Below are 17,659 nucleotides of genomic sequence, written 5' to 3'. Positions count from 1 at the left end.
ATCAACCGGTGTTCTGCACGCCCTGCGCAACACCGTTCACGCAGGCCACCAGCGCGCGCAGCAACCCGTCATCCTCGCGCCCGCTGGCCCGCCAGCGCTGCAACAGGTCCACCTGCAGCACGCTGATCGGATCGACGTAGGGATTGCGCAGGCGGATCGACAGCGCCAGCCGCGCATCGTGGTCGAGCAGCGTCCGCTGGTCCATCAGCGCCAGCAGCCAGTGCCGGGTGAGTTCCAGTTCGCGCTGCACCTGCGGGAAGAAGTGCCCGTGCAGTTCACCCGACAACAGCGAAAACTGCTCGGCGATGGTGATATCGCCCTTGGACAGCACCATCGCGATGTCGTCCAGGAAGGTGCGGAAGAACGGCCAGTCCCGCGCCATCTCGCGCAGGGTCTGTTCGTGGCCGGCAGCAACCGCCGCCTGCAGGCCACTGCCCACGCCGTACCAACCAGGAATCACCGCGCGCGCCTGGCTCCAGGCGAACACCCAGGGAATCGCACGCAGGTTGCCCAGCGCGGCGTCCTGGCCGAGCCGGCGCGATGGCCGCGAGCCCAGCGTCATGCGTTCGATCACGTCGATCGGCGTGGCGGTGCGGAAGTAGTCCATGAAACCGGCCTGGCCAACGAACGCGCGATACACCTCGCTGCTGGCCGATGCCACCGCGTCCATTACCGGTCGCCACTCATCCTCGCGCGGCTCGGCGGCACGCGGGCGCAGGCTGGCACGCAGCACCGCACCGGTGGCCTGCTCCAGCGAGCGCAGGGCCAGCGCACGGATGCCGTACTTGCGATGGATCACCTCGCCCTGCTCGGTCACCCGCAGGCGGCCATCGATGCTGCCGCGCGGCGATGCGTCCACCGCGTGCGTGGTCTTGCCGCCACCGCGGCTGATCGAGCCGCCACGGCCATGGAAGAAGGTCAGGCGGATGCCGGCCTCGGCCGCCACCTCCAGCAGTTCCACCTGTGCACGCTGCAGGCCCCAGCGCGATGCGGCGATGCCACCGTCCTTGCTGCTGTCCGAATAGCCCAGCATCACCATCTGCACGTCATCGCGTGCTTGCAGGTGCGCGCGATAGATCGGGTCGGCCAGCAGATCACGCAGGGTCACGGTGCCGCGCTTGAGGTCCTCCACCGTCTCGAACAGCGGCGCGATATCCAGCGGTACTGATCCGTTCTCTTCCACCAGGCCGCCACGGCGCGCCAGCGCCAGCACCGCCAGCACGTCGCTGCGGTCATGTGCCATCGAGATGATGTAGCTGCCCAGTGCATCGCCACCATGCCGCGCACGGGCATCGGCCAGCGCGGCGAACACGGCGTCCAGTCGCCGGTTGCCTTCGTCGTCGCCCTTCGGCAACGGCGCGTCACCACTGGCATGCGGCGCCAGCAGGCGCGCGCGGCCCACTGCATCCAGGCCGTCCCACGCTGCGTCGCCGCCCAGCACCGTGGCCAGCGCGCGCGCGTGCACGCTCGATTCCTGGCGCACGTCCAACCGCGCCAGGTGGAAGCCGAAGGTCTTCACCCGCCACAGCAGGCGCTGCACGGCGAAGCCACCGGCATGTTCGCCGCGGTTGGCGCGCAGGCTGTCGAGGATCAGCTGCAGGTCGTCGATCAGTTCGTCCGGACCGGCGTAGGCGCCTTCGCCGTCATCCAACGTGGCCTGCAGGCGTGCACGCATGCGGTCGTTGAGCAGGCGGTACGGCATGTCGGCATGGCGCGGGCGCGACTGCACCTGCGGCAGCAGCTGCTGGTAGTGCGCCACGCGCGCCTGCAGCGCCTCGCTCACGCCCACCCGCTCGGTGGACTGGCTGAGCAGGCTGGCCAGCTGCAGCAGTTCCTTCTGGTAGCGACCCAGCACGGCCTGCCGCTGCGCGTCCAGCGTAGTGCGGATGGTGTGGGCATCCACGTTCGGGTTGCCGTCCATGTCGCCGCCCACCCACGTACCGAAGCGCAGCAGGCGCGGCAGCGGCAGTTCTTCGCCGTAGGTATCGCGCAGCGCCTGCTGCAGCGATTCGTACAGCACCGGGATCACCCGGTACAGCACCTGCACCAGATAGAAGCCGACGTGCTCGCGCTCGTCATCGACGGTAGGCCGCACCGGCGAGGAATCGGTGGTTTGCCATGAAGCGGTCAGCGCCATGCGGAAGCGCGCAGCATCGGCGGCCGCTTCCCCCGGCGTGCGCTGGCCGTCGAGGTTGTCGACCAGGCTGGCCACCATCAGCTGCTCTTTCTCCAGCAGCGCGCGGCGCACCGCTTCGGTCGGGTGCGCGGTGAACACCGGTTCGATGTCGATGCGCGGCAGCCACTGCGCCAGCTCATCCAGGCCCACGCCCTGCGCCTTCAGATGCTGCAGCGCATCCTGCAGGCCGTCGGGCTGCGCCCCGGCGGTACCGGCACGCTGGTAATCTCGGCGGCGGCGGATGCGATGCACGCGCTCGGCGATGTTGACCACCTGGAAGTAGGTGCTGAAGGCCCGCACCATGGTCTCGGCCTGCTGCGGCGTGCGCCCGGCCAGCCCTTCGGCCAGCTCCGACAGCGGCGTCTGGTTCTCGCGGCGGGCAATGGCGCGGGTGCGCACGTCCTCGACATCGTCGAGAAAAGCGGCCGAAACCTGTTCGACCAGCAGGTCACCGACCAGTGCGCCGAGCCGGCGCACGTCATCGCGAAGCGGAAGATCGGGGGAAGCAAACTCGATGCTGCTGCGGTACTCGTTCATCGGCGACGCACAGGCCTCGGTCAACGGATCCAGACCCCAAGCCTATCCCAGATCGGGCGTCGTGCTGCGATGCAAGAATGGTTTCATCTGCACGTATCCATGGCGGACGCAGCCGAGCATGGGCTCGGCTCTACAAGCGTCATGGCGCGTGACACCGTGTAGCGCCCGAGCCCATGCTCGGGCGGCGGCGCAGCCGCACAGGCGGCCGCTGTTGCAGCGGCCACCCTCATGCACGTATCAGCGCTTCTTCTTCGCCGTGCCCTGCTCGGCCGGGCCGATGGTCTGCTCCAGCCAGCGCTCGCTCTCGGCCAGCATGGTCATGATCGATTCGCGTGCGCGGTAGGCATGCGATTCGTTGGGCAGCATCACCAGCCGCGCGGTGCCACCCAGGCCCTTCACCGCCGCGAACATGCGCTCGCTCTGGATCGGGAACGTGCCGGAGTTGTTGTCGTCCACGCCGTGGATGAACAGGATCGGATCCTTGATCCTGTCGGCGTAATTGAACGGCGCCATCTTCTGGTAGACGTCCTGCGCCTGCCAGTAGTTGCGCTCCTCGGCCTGGAAGCCGAACGGCGTGAGCGTGCGGTTGTAGGCGCCGCTGCGCGCAATGCCCGCCTTGAACAGGCGGGTGTGTGCCAGCAGGTTGGCCGTCATGAACGCACCGTACGAATGGCCACCAATGGCGATGTGATCGCGGTCGGTCACGCCACGCCGCACCACTTCATCCACGGCCGCCTGCGCATTGGCCACCAGCTGTTCGATGTAGGTGTCGTTCGGCTCCTTGTCGCCCTCGCCGATGATCGGCATCGACGGGCTGGCCAGCACCACGTAACCCTTGGCCAGGAACGCCTGCGGGCCCCAGTAGCTGACCGCATTGAAGCGATACGGCGAATCGGTCACCTGGCTGGCCGCGGCCGCGCTCTTGAACTCGCCCGGGTAGGCCCACATCAGCAGCGGGCGCGGGCCGTCGCGCTTCGGGTCGTATCCCGGCGGCAGCAGCAGGGTCGCGGTCAGGTCGACGCCGTCCTTGCGCTTGTAGCGGATCTGCTCCTTCTGCACACCCTTCAGCTGCGGCAGCGGATGCGCGAAATGGGTCAGCGCGCGCGGTGCGCTCCCAGCATCGACCAGCGACTGCACGTAGAAGTTGGCCGGCTCGTCCGGGCTCTCGCGGCTCAGCAGCAGCGAACTGCCCTGCTTGTCCAGCAATGCCACCGGCAGCGCATAGCTCGGCGCCTGCGAGTGGAACAGGCGCGTTGCCTTGCCCGTGGCGATGTCGAAGCGGTCCACGAACGGACGGTCGCCTTCCGGCGAAGCACCGGCGCCGGCCAGGTACAGGCTGCCGCCATCGGCGCTGGTCTGCAGCAGCGAACGGCCGCGCTCGTCGCTGGCCCGCAGCGGCCGGCCCGGATCGGCGTAGCGGTCCTGCGCATCGCGATCCCACAGCAGGCGCGGTTCGGCGCTGGCATTGTCCGGGGCGATCAGCCAGGTCTTGGTCCTGCGGGTCTTCCACCACGATTCGGTCAGCAGGGCCAGGTCGCCACGGCCCCAGCTGATACCGGCCAGGCGGCTGCCCAGCTGGGCCAGCGTCACCGGCGGCGTGTCGAACGGCGCGGCCTGCATCAGCACCGCATCGCGCACCTTGGCATCCCTGTTCGGGTCGCCACCATCCTGCGCTTCAGCCCAGACCAGGGTCGCGTCGGCATCACCACGCCAGCCGATGTCACGCACGCCGGTCACTTCGGCGTCGTTGCCGGTCGGCAGGCCTTCCACCAGTGGACGCACGGCCACGGTATGCACCAGCTTGCCGCTGGCACGGTCGATCACTTCAATGCGGCGCGGGAAACTGCTCACCGGCACCACGTAGGAATACGGGCGCTGCACCGGCTGGCGCAGCACGAAGCGGCCATCCGGCGACACGGAGAAGCCCATGAAGATGCCGGCCGCGCCGATCGGGCGGGTGCTGCCATCCAGGCTGACTTCCACCGGCTGTGTGGTGGCGTAGTAGTCGAACTGGCGCGCGTCAGCCTCGTTCTTCAGCAGGTCCTGGTAGGTACGGATCGACACCACGCCATCGCCCCGGCGGGTCTGCTGCACGGCCGGGCCGGTCGGGATGCCGTCGGTGGCCGGGGCCGCACCGAGGTTGGCCGGGCGGGTGAACACCACCAGCCCGCGGCTGTCCGGCAGCCACTGGTAACCGCTGCCGATCACCGTGTTCAGGCCGGCAAGCAGGCGGCGGGCGCTGCCGGCGGCCACGTCCACCAGCCACAGTTCGTTGGCGCCGCTGGTGGCGTCGACCTGGTTGAAAGCGAGCCACTTCTGATCCGGAGACCACATCAGGCTGGCGATCGACAGCGTGGCCGGCAGGCCGCTGATCTGCCGTTCCTTGCCATCGGCCACGTTCATCAGCCACAGCTTCTCGCCGAAGCTGAAACGGCTGTCGGAGAACGTGCGCGGGTTGATGCGCAGGCCGGCCAGCTTCAGTTCCGGCTGCGCCACCACCCGGATCGGCGGCAGCGACGGCATCTGCATCAACGCGGCCATGTCGCGGCGAGGCGACAGGTGCAGCGACGGCGCGCGCGGTGCGTCGACCACCGCCTGCAGCGCCGCCGAGGGCAGTTCGTAGCCATTGGCACCCTGGGCCTGTGCTGCAGCGGGCTGTGGGGCCACCGCCCAGGCCAGCGGGGCCACGGCCAGCAGTCCCATCGACAGGACCAGGCCGGTCCAGCGCCGCGTACGGCGCGCGTGCATGCTCATCGTTCTACCTGCGTGATGCGTGAAAGCACCGACCTTAACAGGCCGTGCACGCGCCCCCATCTGCCGATGGTTGGGTCATCCGGATGTCATGCCGGGGCCGCGATATAATGGGGGTTCTCCCCTGCCGAGGGGCGCTGCGACCGGATCCGATGAGGCCCGGCCAGGCTCGGTAAGGTGGCTTTGTAACAACGGCGCCCGGCTAGATGCGAGCACCCGCTCGCCCACAACCGGAGCACACGAATGAACGCTGTTGCCAAGACCTTCTCCACCGAAGGTGATTACAAGATCCGCGACATCACGCTGGCCGACTGGGGCCGCAAGGAACTGGACATCGCCGAGCACGAAATGCCGGGCCTGATGTCGATCCGCCGCAAGTACCAGGCCGAGCTGCCGCTGAAGGGCGTGCGCGTGACCGGCTCGCTGCACATGACCATCCAGACCGCGGTGCTGATCGAGACCCTGAAGGACATCGGCGCCGACGTGCGCTGGGCCTCGTGCAACATCTTCTCGACCCAGGACCACGCGGCTGCCGCCATCGCCGCCACTGGCACCCCGGTGTTCGCCTGGAAGGGCGAGACCCTGGAAGAGTACTGGGACTGCACCCTGGACGCGCTGACCTTCACCCTGGCCGACGGCACCCTGACCGGCCCGGAACTGGTGGTGGACGACGGCGGTGACGTGACCCTGCTGATCCACAAGGGCTACGAACTGGAGAACGGCAGCGACTGGGTCAACACCGCGTCCGCCTCGCACGAAGAACAGGTCATCAAGAACCTGCTCAAGCGCGTCGCCAAGGAGCGCCCGGGTTACTGGGGCCGCGTGGTCAAGGACTGGAAGGGCGTCTCCGAAGAGACCACCACCGGCGTGCACCGCCTGTACCAGCTGGCCCAGGCCGGCACCCTGCTGATCCCGGCGATCAACGTCAACGACTCGGTCACCAAGAGCAAGTTCGACAACCTGTATGGCTGCCGCGAGTCGCTGGCCGACGGCCTGAAGCGCGCGATGGACGTGATGCTGGCCGGCAAGGTAGCCGTGGTCTGCGGCTACGGCGATGTCGGCAAGGGCTGCGCCGCGTCGCTGCGTGCCTACGGCGCGCGCGTGATCGTCACCGAGATCGACCCGATCTGCGCCCTGCAGGCGGCGATGGAAGGCTATGAAGTCAACACCATCGAATCGACCCTGGGCCGTGCCGACCTGTACGTCACCACCACCGGCAACCGCGACATCATCCGCATCGAGCACCTGAGCGCGATGAAGGACCAGGCCATTGTCTGCAACATCGGCCACTTCGACAACGAGATCCAGGTCGACGCACTGGTGTCCTTCGCCGGCATCAAGCACGTCAACATCAAGCCGCAGGTCGACAAGTACATCTTCCCGAACGGCAATGCGATCTTCCTGCTGGCCGAAGGCCGCCTGGTGAACCTGGGCTGCGCCACCGGCCACCCGAGCTTCGTGATGTCCAACAGCTTCGCCAACCAGACCCTGGCACAGATCGACCTGTGGGCGAACAAGGACAGCTACGAGAAGAAGGTGTACCTGCTGCCGAAGAAGCTGGACGAAGAAGTGGCTCGCCTGCACCTGGAAAAGATCGGCGTGAAGCTGACCACCCTGAGCCAGGAACAGGCCGACTACATCGGCGTGCCGGTGGAAGGTCCGTTCAAGCCGGACCACTACCGCTACTGATCGTGCGCGGTGCCGGCCAGCGGCCGGCACTACCGGCGCAGGCGGGGTCGGATCCCTTTCCGCAGGAAAGGGCGCTGACCCCGGCAACAGATGCAGACAGAACGGGCGCCTTCGGGCGCCCGTTCTGCGTTGCGTCGCCCCGCAGCAGATCCGCGCGCCCTGTCACAGTGCCCTAAGAAGCCGCTTGCTAGTCTCTATGCCCCCATGGACTGCCAACTGCAGGCCATGCGCCGGGACGCAGACAGCAAAGGACAGGACATGCCGCGCAACAATGACCGAGTGACCCGGGCGATGAAGCCCCTGATGATCCTGTGCTGGGTGGCCCTGCTGGCCGCCTGCAGCCCGCCTGGCAGCGATGCCGGTGCCAGCGCGCCGGCAGCGAACACCGGCCAGGCAAGCACCGACGGCAAGGCAATCAGCACCCCGGCAGCGGCCACGGGCAGCAGCGCTGCCTGCGCCGAGGGGGCATCACAGGTGCAGACCCTGATCTGCAACGACCCCGCCCTGTTGCAGCAGGAAGCTGAGCTGGCCAAGGCTGAAGCCTCCGCACGCGACACCCTCGATGCCGCCGGCAAGGCCAAGCTGCAGGCCGAGCAGCAGCGCTGGATCCAGCATACGCGCGACCTGTGCGGTGACGCGCACTGCCTGCAACAGGTATTTGCCGATCGCCTCAAGGTGCTCTCGGCCACGCGCGACGGCCTGGTCGACCAGGACGCCTGCGAAGTGCCCGACGGCCAGCAGCAGTGCGTGGACCTGCTGGTGCTGCGCGACCCCAACAGCCAGTTGGCGAACTTCAACACGCTGCTGGGAGAAAACGGCCAGGAAGGCCGCCTGCTGGGCTGTACGGCCGCCACCAACGTGGGCGGTGGCCCCAACGCCGTGCTGGCGGCCAACTGCATCCAGGAAACCACCGCCGGCAAGCGCAACGTGCAGTTGTGCAGCAACCAGATGGTCGGCCAGTTCGCCCTCGAACCGGCATCGGCCGCCTACGGCACCCAGGCCGTCCGCCAGCTGCTCGGCTTCACGCAGCAGCACTGCGCCGGCTGACATCCGCTGGGTGCGCCCGGCGCTTTTTCCCACATTGAAGGACGATGACCATGGCAAAGGATTCCACCCTTACCCGCGAACAGCTGTCCACGCTGTTCCTCAACACGGAGCTGGGCGGCAACACCCGCCACCTGGACCACTTCTCATACGCGCAGAAAGGCGCAAGCACCTACTCGTTCGGACTGGTGCAGTTCGATGTCGGCGGCAATCCACAGGCCAGGCGTTTCCTGCGCGACAACGGCTTCACCGCCGCTGACATCGAACTGCTGTCCCAGCAGGGCGGATTGAGCACCCGGCAGCTGGCGGCGCTTGACGCCAAGTTGCAGGCCATTCCGCAGGCGAAGATGGACCAGCTCACCAACGACAAGCTGGACAGCGCCATCGAGCGCGTCGATGAAGCCATCGCCAAGGTGCGTGCCACCAACCCGGCCGCCGCCGATGCCATCGCGGCCAACCCCGAACTGCAGCTGGCCATGGCCGACTATGACAACCAGTTCGGCGGCATGGGCCCGCAGTTCATCAGCTATCTGGCCGGCAACGCGGAAAAGCTGCAGGGCGGTACGGTCCAGGCCGGCAATCCACCGACCCGCGGCGACGTGCAGAACTTCGTCGATGCCACCAAGTACGGCATCCAGTCGCCGGCCGCGGTGACCAGCCGCGATGAGCGCTTCGACCGGGCCATGACCCAGCTGGGCATCACCCCCACCCATGCCCCCTCGCACGGGTCGCCCGGCGCGCCCGGCGGCAACGGCGTACTGGTCAGCGGCGCCAGGGGCGATGAGGTAAAGGCGATGCAGCAGAAGCTGGCCGACCTGGGCTATCTGGGCAAGGACGGCAAGCCACTGGTAGCCGATGGCGATTTCGGGCCCGGCACCCTGGAAGCGGTCAAGCAGTTCCAGCGTGAGCACCAGCTCACCGTCGATGGCAAGGTCGGTGCCACCACCCTGGGTGCGCTCGACAAGGCCATCGCGCAACAGCAACAGCGGGCCGCCGAACCGACCATGGCCACCCCCGGCCACGCCGACAACCCGCGTTACCAGCAGGTCGTGGAAAAGCTGGAAACGCTGGAAGAACAACGCCGCCAGGGTGGCCTGGCGCCACTGTTCAATGACCGCAGCCAGCTCGAGAACGCCGCAGGCCTGGTGGCTTACGAGTCCAAGCTGGCCGGCATGAGCCAGGTCGATACCGTGCTGGCGCGGCCGGACAACCAGGGCGTGTTCGCCGTGCAGGGCCAGCTTGGCGATCCCGCCATGCACCGCACTTACGTCGACCTGTCGCAGGCGGCGAACCACACGCTGCAGGACAGCACGCGGCATAGCCAGGCGCTGGACAACGAACTGTCGCAGCGACAGACCCAGGAACAGATTCAGACGCAGCAGTCGATGTCGCGCTGACGCGGGATGCCGACGATCACAGCCGGGACGGGCGCCTTCGGGGGCCCGTCCTGCGTTGATGCGCGAGTTTCGGTCAAGGCAATATCCCTACCTCGCGCTAGGATGCGCCCATGACCCCGGCCATCAACCTGCTCAAGCGCGAGAAGATCGCCCACACCGTGCGCAGCTACGTGCACGACGCCCACGCCGAATCGTATGGCGGCGAAGCCGTCGACAAGCTCGGCCTCGACCCGGCCCAGGTGTTCAAGACCCTGCTGGCCAGCACGGAAGCACACGAACTGCTGGTGGCGATCGTGCCGGTCGCCGGCCAGCTTGACCTGAAGGCGCTGGCCGAAGCCGCCGGCTGCAAGAAGTGCGAGATGGCCGCCGCCGATGCCGCACAGCGCGCGACCGGCTACCTGGTCGGTGGCATCAGCCCGCTGGGGCAGAAGAAGCGCCTGCGCACGTTCCTGGACGCCAGTGCCGAAGCGCTGCCCGCGCTGCATGTCAGCGCCGGGCGCCGCGGCCTCGAGGTAGAACTGGCACCGGCCGACCTTCTGCGCCTCACCGCCGGCCACTACGCTGCCATCGGCAAGTCACGCTGATGCGCTGGCCGTGGTCTGCAGCGCCGGTACCCCGGCTCGACGATGCACAGGCCGACGTGCTGCTGCAGGACCTGCTGTCGCGCGATGCCACGCGCATCACCGATGCCGCCCGCACGGTGGCACGGCTGTTCAGCACCGCATCGTTGGACGCGTTGGTCGCACATGTGGATACGATCGAACGCGACTGCGAGGGCATCGCACTTGGCGGCATGCTGATCAGCAACCAGGCGCACCTGAAGGCGGCCCTGCAACGGCTGCGCTACTGGCGGGCGCGTGAGGGGTGCCTGTGCGCACTCTACCCTTCTTATGTGTTCTTCAACCCTGCACCGCTGCTGGAACAGGGCCACGTGCTGCTGCTCGGACGAGGCGAGGCCGAGGATGGCTGGGGTGAGTGCTACCGGGTGACGTGCACGTCCTGCACGCAGCCGTGGAGCGCCACCGAGCGCGAATACCACTACCCGTGGTGGGAGTGGAAGCGCCTCTGACAGTGATGCAGCCACGCACGGCGTGGCTCCGCTGCGGTACGTCCAGATCCATGCCATGCATGGATGACGCTCACTCCACGAATTCATACCGCATCGGCATGCGCACGAGGGTCAACGCCGGCACCGTACCCTTCGCATCGGCGCGGCTGAAACGCCAGCCCTGCAGCTCCTCCGCTGCAGCGTCATCCAGCAACGCATGACCGCTGGAGGTCTCCACGATCACGGCCGCAACGCGCCCCCGCGCATCGACCAACGCCTTCAGCATGCTGCGGCCGGACAGCCCCTGCCGCATGGCCTCCACCGGATAGCGCGGCGACACGCCGTGTGGAGGCAGCCAGGGAATACCTTCACCCGCGAACAGATCCCGTTTGCTGCGTGCCGTGCAGGGCGTCGGCAGGCGCAGCTGCAGGGATACCTGCACCTCATTCACGGTCACGTGCGCCGGCGCGGCACACGTGCGCCGGCGCGGCACAGGCATGCTGCACCAGCGCCTCCAGCATTCGTTGCTGCCGACGCAGCGCGTTGCCATTGGCCGCCGCCACTTCAATCACGCAGCGGCCGTCCTGCGGCTGCATCGACAGCGCGGTCACGCCCGCATCGCGCAGCCCGGGAAGGCGTGCCATGGGTTCGCAGGCCATCCCGGCAGAGGGCTTCGCGGCCAGTACCGGGGTGGCGGGCAGCGTGCCCGCCAGCAACATCAGGATCATCCTTGCCCAGACCGCCATGCCCTGCCCTCCTTGGGTTTGCCTGGCCCGATCATAGCGCGCGCCTGGGGTCGGATCCCCTCCTCAGGGAAAGGCTTCGACCGGGGGCTCGAATGATCGGGTCAGAGCCCTGCGATGCGGGGATCCGACCCCGGCCGCCAGTTGGCGTTGTTCTCCCAGAACTCCACCGAGCGCCGGTAGGCCTCCTTGTCCAATGGCACGCCGGAACCGCCCTCCTCCACGCCCAGCGCATTGCGCATCATGGTGATCGGCGCCATCGGCACTTCTTCCGGTTCGGCGGTATAGATGCAGCCGACGATGCCCCAGTCGGCTTCGATCGGTGAGCCTTCCCTGGCCAGCTGCTCGGCGTTGTACAGGATCACCACCAGGTAGTTCGCGCGCGGCGACTCCACGCCCTCGAACCAGCGCACCAGTACCGGCAGTTCCTCGCGGTTGCGCGCTTCGTAGCCGCTGCGCAGCTGGTGGCGGTTGGCCTCGGTGACCGGCACCGTCAGGCAGCGCGTGCTGGTCCAGTTCTCGTAGACGAACAACTTGCAGAACGGGGCGTAGCCGTCGAGCACCTTCAGCGGCGCGTGCGCATTGAGGTGTGCCTCGAACTGCTCGGCAGTGCAGTCCTGGATGGTATTGCCGCGTGGCACGCGCGGGAACAGGCGGGGACGGGCGAAATCGGTGAGGACGATGGACATGGCGCGGCGTGATCTGGGAATCCGCTGCACAGGGTAACCGCTGGCAGCACCTACAACGCCATCCGCTCGCGCAGCTCGCGTGCCTGCCGCCGCGATACCTCCACCTCGCTGCCATCATCCAGCGTCAGGTCATAGCCGTCGCCGATGCTGGGCGACACCCCACGGATACGGCGCAGGTTGACCAGTGTGTTGCGGTTGGCGCGGAAGAAAAGATCCGGCGGCAGGCGTGCTTCCAGCGCGCTCAGGCTGCGGGTCAGCAGTGCGTTCTGGTCGCGGAACCACAGCCGCGTGTAGTTGCCATCCACCACCAGCCGACGGATCTCGGAGACTGCCACGAACCAGCAGCGTTCACCCTCGCGCACGAACACCTGGTCGTGCGCGCCCAGCGTGCCGCGCGATTCCGGCACGTCGGCCGCAACCGCCTCGCACTGCCGCGCCCGCTCGAGCGCTTCCAGCAGCCGCGGCGCCTCCACCGGCTTCACCAGGTAGTCCAGCGCGTTGGCCTGGAACGCACGCACCGCATAGGTGTCGTAGGCGGTGACGAAGACCACGGCCGGCACCGTGTCCAGGCCGTCCAGCACGTCGAAACCACTGCCGGAGGGCATCTGCACATCCAGCAGCACCAGGTCCGGTGCCAGCGTGGTGATCGCCTCGCGTGCGGCGGGCACGTCGTCGGCCTCGCCCACGCACTGCACCCACGGCAGCGCCGACAGCAGCGTGCGCAGCTCCTGCCGGGCCAGCCGTGCGTCATCGACGATCAACACGCGCAGCATGCCAGTCATTGCGGAATCTCCAGCAGGGCCTGCATGCGGTCACCGGCCGGTTGCAGCACGAATCGGCCACGCATGCCCAGCTGCGCACGCAGGTAGGCCAGGCCGACGCCATGGCCATGGGTGGGTTCGCTGCCGGTTGGAAGTGGATTGTCCACCTGCAACCGCAGCACGTCATTGTCCAGCGTGGCGCGGATCTGCACCTCGCCGCCGCCGGGACGGCTGGCGATACCGTGCTTGATCGCGTTCTCCACCAGCAACTGCAACGCCATCGCCGGCAGCTGCGCCTGCGTGGCATCGGCATCGATCTGCTGCCGCACCTGCAGGCGCTGTTCGAAATGGACCGCCTCGATGGCCAGGTAATCATCGACCACCGCCAGTTCCTCGGCCAGCGTGACCTGCTCGCTGCGGTTGTGGGCGAGCGCCTGGCGCAGCGTGCGCGACAGGCGGGTGACCATGTCACGGGCCCGTTCCGGGTCTTCCAGGATCAGCGCACGCAGGTTGTTCAGCGCATTGAACATGAAATGCGGATTGAGCCGCGCACGCAGTGCGTCACGTTCCAGCGCACTGCGTTCGGCTTCGGCGCGCAGGCGTGCCAGCTCGCTGTAGCGTGCCCGCCGCAGGCCGTGCAGGCCCGCCCACAAACCGGTCCACACCAGCAGGAACAACGCGGTGTTCATCCAGTACAGCAGCACCGAAGACCACTGGTAATCCGCATGGCCGCCAGGCAGCTGCACCCAACCCAGCGCCAGCGCCGGCAGCAGCAGCGCCGCCGTTACCGCCTGTGCGACGCTGGCCCCGAGCACCACGCCGGCAGCCAGTTTCAGCACCAGGCTGCCCAGGCTGCCCTCCCACCAGCGCTGGCGCAGTGCAACCGAACGCAATGCGCCGCTGCACAGCCAGAGTGAGACCGCCACGCTGACGGTGATCAGCACGATGCCACTGAACACGATGCCGCCACCGATCCGCATGCCGACCCACAGCCCGTACAGCGCATAGCCGGCCCATGCCAGTGCATTGAGCGTCCAGAAACGGCGGGAAGGCGTGGTGGCGTCCATGCGGGCTCTCGGCGGTGGCAGGAGGGCGGACAAGGGTCAGGGATGCGCGGCGAGGAATCGCTGCACCTGTTCCTGCAACCAGCGCGGATCATCCCACATCAGGAAGTGGAAACCCTGCGCGCTCATCGCGATCTGCACGCCCTGCAGGTTCGCGTACTGGGCCTGGAACACCGCACGCGTGCCGTCCTCGGTGCCGCCCATCGGCTGGTAGCCGGCCCAGCTGCCGAGCACCAGCGTCGGCGCGGTGATCGAAGCGATGCTGTCGCGCAGGTCGGTGGTCATCACCGCATGCATCGCATCGGCCGTGGTCTGGCGGTCGCTGGCTTCGCCCCAGCGGCCCAGTTCGGCCTGGCGCCGCGGATCGCGGGTCATGCCCGGCAGGCCCGCCTTCAACTGCGCCTGCCATTGCGCGGCGTCGGCGGCCAGCATGCCCTTGCGCAGCTGGTCGGCCATCGGCCGCACGCTGTCAGCGGTGGCACTCGGGTCGCGCGCCGCCGGCAGGAACGGCAGGGCATCGACCACCACCAGTGCGCTGATCGCCTTCGGCTCGGCCTGCGCCATCTGCAGGCCCAGCACGCCACCGAGGCTGTGGCCGACCACCACCACCGGCCCCAGGTGCTGGTCATGCAGGTAGGCCAGCAGCTGCCCGCGCATCGCCGGCAGGAAGCCGGCCGGGCGCGGGTCGGCCGCTGCCGCGCCAGCAAAGCCCGGCAACTGCACCAGGTGGCACTGCACGTCCTTCAGGGCCAGGCAGGTCTCGCGCCAGGCCTCGGCGCTGCTGTTGAGGCCGGGGATCATCAGCAGCGGTCGCCCCATGCCGACCACCTCGACCTGTACCTTGCCAGCGGTCGAGCCGGTGGCGGCATGCGCGGAACCGGAGCCGAGCACGGCCATCGCCATGCCGATCATCGCCAGCCGGGCCAGGGCCTTCGTCGCGTACCAGAGTGCCAGGAAGATCTTCATCGTGTGCTCCTTCATCAGGTGGGGGGTGCCGGGATGGGAGCAGCGTGCGCCCGGCTACGGCAGCCAGGTTGCGATTCCGGAGCAACGGCCGCAGACCCGGGCAAACGGTCGCCGGCGGCGGACGGTGCCAGTCCATGCAGCCAACTAACATCCATCTTGATGAAGCGATATACTGACCCGCACCCGCCGCTGCCGCCCGTGCCATGACCGCCATCAGCTTCGAGTTCTATCCGCCCAAGACCGACGAACAGCGCAGCCAGCTGGACCGCGCCGCGGCCAGGCTGAAGGACTACGACCCCGAGTACGTGTCCTGTACCTTCGGCGCCGGTGGCTCGACCCTGAGCTATACCTCCGAGACCGTGCGCCACCTCAACCAGCACCACGGCTTCGAGGCAGCACCGCACCTGTCCTGTGTCGGCGGCACCCGCCAGGAAATCCGCGAACTGCTCAAGCTGTACCGCGCCATCGGCTGCCATCGCCTGGTCGCGCTGCGCGGCGACCTGCCCTCCGGCATGGGCTTCCCCGGTGACATGCGCTACGCCGCCGAGCTGATCGACTTCATCCGCGCCGAACACGGCACCGCCTTCCGCATCGAAGTCGGTGCCTATCCGGAGACCCATCCACAGGCCTCCGATGCACTGGCCGACCTGAAGCACTTCAAGGCCAAGATCGATGCCGGCGCCGACGCGGCGATCACCCAGTATTTCTACAACCCGGATGCGTACTTCCACTTCGTCGATGCCGTGCGCCGGCTCGGCGTGCAGGTGCCGATCACGCCCGGCATCATGCCGATCGCCAACTTCAGCCAGCTGCGCCGCTTCTCCGAGCAATGCGGTGCGGAGATCCCGCGCTGGATCAGCCGCAAGATGCAGGCCTATGGCGATGACGCCGAATCGGTGCGGGCGTTCGGTACCGAAGTGGTGGCCAAACTGTGCCAGCGCCTGATCGAGGGCGGCGCGCCGGGCCTGCACTTCTACACCTTGAACCTGGCCAAGCCGACCACGTCGGTGTTGAAGCTGCTGCACGGCTGAAAGCACGCCATGCCACCGCGATCGGCGCTACCCTGCGCCGATGAACCGGTTTTCCTTCCTGCTGTTGCTGCTGTCGTTGTGTTCGGTATCGAGCATTGTCCATGCGCAGTCCCCGCGCTTGAACCGCTGCACCGATGCGCAGGGGCAGAGCGTGTATACCGACCGCCCCTGCGACAGCGTTGGCGCCCGGTCGCGATTGCCACCGCCCGCGCCCACCGGCAGCACCCTGCCACGCGACACCCTGGGTGCGCGCTGCCCACGACGCCTGAGCGAGCTGGTGGACGCACTGCGCACCGGCATCGTCAGCAACGATGTGAACCGGCTGTCCTCGCTGTACCTGTGGGGTGCGGTCTCCGATGCCGGCGCGCAGCGCATCCTCGGCCAGTTGGAATCCTTGGCACGGCGGCCACTGGTGGACGTGGTGCCGGTGTATCCGCCACAGGGGCTGGCGTCCTCGCAGGAAGAGGGTCAGAGCCCTGCGGCGCAGGAATCCGACCCTGAGCCGCCAGCGCCACGGCATCCGGTCGGCCTGCGCCTGGAGCAGACGCTGCCCGGCAGCGCGTCGCGAGCGTCCACGGTGCTGGGATTGCGGCGGCAATACGGATGCTTCTGGATCACGTTGTGATCGGGAGGGGTCGGATCCCTTCCAGCGGAAAGGGCTCCGACCCCAGATTGCCGCGATGGGGTCAGAGCCCTGCTGCGCAGGGATCTGACCCTGCATGCCGGCTCACGCCGGCCACAGCCCACGAATCGCAGCGATGCCCTGCCCGCCATGCCGACGCACTTCGGCGATATGGCCGGCGGCCATGCCGCCCAACGCGTAGATCGGCAGCGATACCTGCGCGCGCAGCGCAGCGAAGGCCTCCCAGCCCAGCGGCACCGCCCCGGGATGGCTGGCCGTGGCCTGCACCGGGCCGAGCACCGCGAAGTCGCAGCCCAGCTGCTGCGCCGCCTGCAGCTGCTCCAGGTCGTGGCAGGACGCGGCGACCAGCTGTCCTTCCGGCAAGGGCCGCTCCTGCAGGGCCAGCAACTGCTCGCTGCCCAGGTGCACGCCCACGCCCAGTGTGCGGGCCAACGCGACATCGCGGTTGAGCAGCCACTGCACGCCGCGACGATGCGCGCGCACGGCCTGTTCGATCATCGCCTGCCGTTGCGGATGCTCCGGCGGCAGGCGCAGCTGGATGCGCTGCTGGCCCGCCGCCACTGCCTGCTGCAGCCGTTCATGCCAGTGCTGCACGCCGCCGGCATCTTCGGCCGGCGCCGGCGTGATGAGGTAGCGATCCGGTTGGCGCAGTGCGGCCACCACCGGCAGGTCGGCCGGCGGCATGGAATAGCGGCCCAGCTTGTCCTGCGCCACCCAGGTGATCGCCTGGCCCTCGCGCCCGCGCGGTGTGCCCTTCCAGCTGCGCACGTGGCGCACTTCCAGGGTCAGGTGCTTGTCCGGATAGCGCTGCGGCACATCCATCAGCCAGGGCCCGACATCGGCCTCGATGCCCAGCTCTTCGCGCAGTTCACGCACCAGCGCCTGTTCGGAGGTCTCGCCGGATTCGCGCTTGCCGCCGGGGAACTCCCACAGGCCAGCCATGTCGCGGTTCTCGGTACGGCGGTTGAGCAGCACGCGGCCACGGGCGTCGGTGATGACGGCGGCCACGACATGGATCGATCGGGTGGGAGAAACCATGGGGCCAGCATGCCCAGAACAGGGCGGCCAGCGCAATCACGAATCCGCGCCGGATCGCCCGCGCCAAAGCAGAAGGCCCCGC

At 68.1% G+C, this 17,659-nt stretch carries 16 protein-coding genes and 1 riboswitch; of the genes, 7 read left to right on the top strand and 9 right to left on the bottom strand.

Translation table 11 applies throughout. The annotated features are described in order from the left end of the window. Position 1 precedes the first annotated feature (1 nt). Together ppc and QP609_RS03345 are read right to left on the bottom strand one after the other, a co-directional pair. Positions 2 to 2,713 (bottom strand): phosphoenolpyruvate carboxylase, encoded by a 2,712-nt coding sequence (gene ppc / locus QP609_RS03350; RefSeq protein ID WP_289214009.1) that lies wholly within the window; start codon positions 2,711 to 2,713, stop codon positions 2 to 4. A 237-nt stretch (positions 2,714 to 2,950) separates the two neighbouring features. Continuing rightward, on the bottom strand, positions 2,951 to 5,467 hold the full coding sequence (locus QP609_RS03345; protein ID WP_197621404.1) for a prolyl oligopeptidase family serine peptidase: 2,517 nt from the start codon (positions 5,465 to 5,467) through the stop codon (positions 2,951 to 2,953). A gap of 120 nt (positions 5,468 to 5,587) precedes the next feature. Continuing rightward, a riboswitch (S-adenosyl-L-homocysteine riboswitch) is annotated at positions 5,588 to 5,671 on the top strand. 36 nt (positions 5,672 to 5,707) lie between these two features. Between QP609_RS03345 and ahcY the strand changes: the two genes are divergently transcribed. The 5 genes from ahcY (at position 5,708) to QP609_RS03320 (ending at position 10,663) form a co-directional block, all read left to right on the top strand. Next, positions 5,708 to 7,153 (top strand): adenosylhomocysteinase, encoded by a 1,446-nt coding sequence (ahcY, locus tag QP609_RS03340; protein WP_014645960.1) that lies wholly within the window; start codon positions 5,708 to 5,710, stop codon positions 7,151 to 7,153. A gap of 258 nt (positions 7,154 to 7,411) precedes the next feature. Continuing rightward, positions 7,412 to 8,200: a lysozyme inhibitor LprI family protein gene (locus QP609_RS03335; RefSeq protein ID WP_049406088.1), complete on the top strand. Its 789-nt coding sequence runs from the start codon at positions 7,412 to 7,414 to the stop codon at positions 8,198 to 8,200. 50 nt (positions 8,201 to 8,250) lie between these two features. Continuing rightward, complete coding sequence (locus QP609_RS03330) at positions 8,251 to 9,594, top strand: peptidoglycan-binding domain-containing protein (RefSeq protein WP_142235447.1); 1,344 nt, start codon at positions 8,251 to 8,253, stop codon at positions 9,592 to 9,594. A gap of 110 nt (positions 9,595 to 9,704) precedes the next feature. Then, positions 9,705 to 10,178, top strand: coding sequence for a Cys-tRNA(Pro) deacylase (ybaK, locus tag QP609_RS03325; protein WP_014645957.1), 474 nt, complete (start codon positions 9,705 to 9,707; stop codon positions 10,176 to 10,178). Then, on the top strand, positions 10,178 to 10,663 hold the full coding sequence (locus QP609_RS03320) for a hypothetical protein (protein WP_197621405.1): 486 nt from the start codon (positions 10,178 to 10,180) through the stop codon (positions 10,661 to 10,663). Before ybaK ends, QP609_RS03320 begins: the two co-directional genes overlap by 1 nt. Positions 10,664 to 10,733: 70 nt before the next feature. Here the strand turns inward: QP609_RS03320 and QP609_RS03315 are convergent, their stop codons facing one another. The 6 genes from QP609_RS03315 to QP609_RS03290 all read right to left on the bottom strand — a co-directional run bounded on the left by QP609_RS03315 (position 10,734) and on the right by QP609_RS03290 (position 14,865). After that, positions 10,734 to 11,099: an energy transducer TonB gene (locus QP609_RS03315; protein ID WP_289213866.1), complete on the bottom strand. Its 366-nt coding sequence runs from the start codon at positions 11,097 to 11,099 to the stop codon at positions 10,734 to 10,736. Next, positions 11,086 to 11,388: a hypothetical protein gene (locus QP609_RS03310; RefSeq protein WP_289213865.1), complete on the bottom strand. Its 303-nt coding sequence runs from the start codon at positions 11,386 to 11,388 to the stop codon at positions 11,086 to 11,088. The genes QP609_RS03315 and QP609_RS03310 overlap by 14 nt, the downstream gene beginning before the upstream one ends. A gap of 101 nt (positions 11,389 to 11,489) precedes the next feature. Further along, positions 11,490 to 12,074: a DUF3228 family protein gene (locus QP609_RS03305; RefSeq protein ID WP_014645954.1), complete on the bottom strand. Its 585-nt coding sequence runs from the start codon at positions 12,072 to 12,074 to the stop codon at positions 11,490 to 11,492. A 50-nt stretch (positions 12,075 to 12,124) separates the two neighbouring features. Beyond that, positions 12,125 to 12,856 (bottom strand): LytTR family DNA-binding domain-containing protein, encoded by a 732-nt coding sequence (locus QP609_RS03300; RefSeq protein ID WP_014645953.1) that lies wholly within the window; start codon positions 12,854 to 12,856, stop codon positions 12,125 to 12,127. After that, positions 12,853 to 13,902: a histidine kinase gene (locus tag QP609_RS03295; RefSeq protein WP_014645952.1), complete on the bottom strand. Its 1,050-nt coding sequence runs from the start codon at positions 13,900 to 13,902 to the stop codon at positions 12,853 to 12,855. Before QP609_RS03295 ends, QP609_RS03300 begins: the two co-directional genes overlap by 4 nt. Positions 13,903 to 13,938: 36 nt before the next feature. Then, positions 13,939 to 14,865, bottom strand: coding sequence for an alpha/beta hydrolase (locus QP609_RS03290; RefSeq protein ID WP_197621406.1), 927 nt, complete (start codon positions 14,863 to 14,865; stop codon positions 13,939 to 13,941). A 203-nt stretch (positions 14,866 to 15,068) separates the two neighbouring features. On the opposite strand from QP609_RS03290, the gene metF reads away from it, so the two are divergent. Then, positions 15,069 to 15,896: a methylenetetrahydrofolate reductase [NAD(P)H] gene (gene metF, locus QP609_RS03285; RefSeq protein ID WP_014645950.1), complete on the top strand. Its 828-nt coding sequence runs from the start codon at positions 15,069 to 15,071 to the stop codon at positions 15,894 to 15,896. Positions 15,897 to 15,936: 40 nt separating this feature from the next. After that, positions 15,937 to 16,521: a DUF4124 domain-containing protein gene (locus QP609_RS03280; RefSeq protein WP_075076538.1), complete on the top strand. Its 585-nt coding sequence runs from the start codon at positions 15,937 to 15,939 to the stop codon at positions 16,519 to 16,521. Positions 16,522 to 16,623: 102 nt separating this feature from the next. Here QP609_RS03280 and QP609_RS03275 read toward each other — a convergent pair whose 3' ends face one another. After that, the gene (locus tag QP609_RS03275; protein ID WP_197621407.1) at positions 16,624 to 17,577 is read right to left on the bottom strand and encodes a Nudix family hydrolase; all 954 of its coding nucleotides are present in this window, start codon (positions 17,575 to 17,577) and stop codon (positions 16,624 to 16,626) included. Between the last annotated feature and the right edge of the window lie 82 nt (positions 17,578 to 17,659).

This window comes from Stenotrophomonas sp. 8(2023), from assembly GCF_030345295.1.
Classification (GTDB): domain Bacteria; phylum Pseudomonadota; class Gammaproteobacteria; order Xanthomonadales; family Xanthomonadaceae; genus Stenotrophomonas; species Stenotrophomonas muris.
The sequence above is the reverse complement of the archived record's forward strand: the minus strand, read 5'-3'. Positions and strand labels throughout refer to the sequence as shown.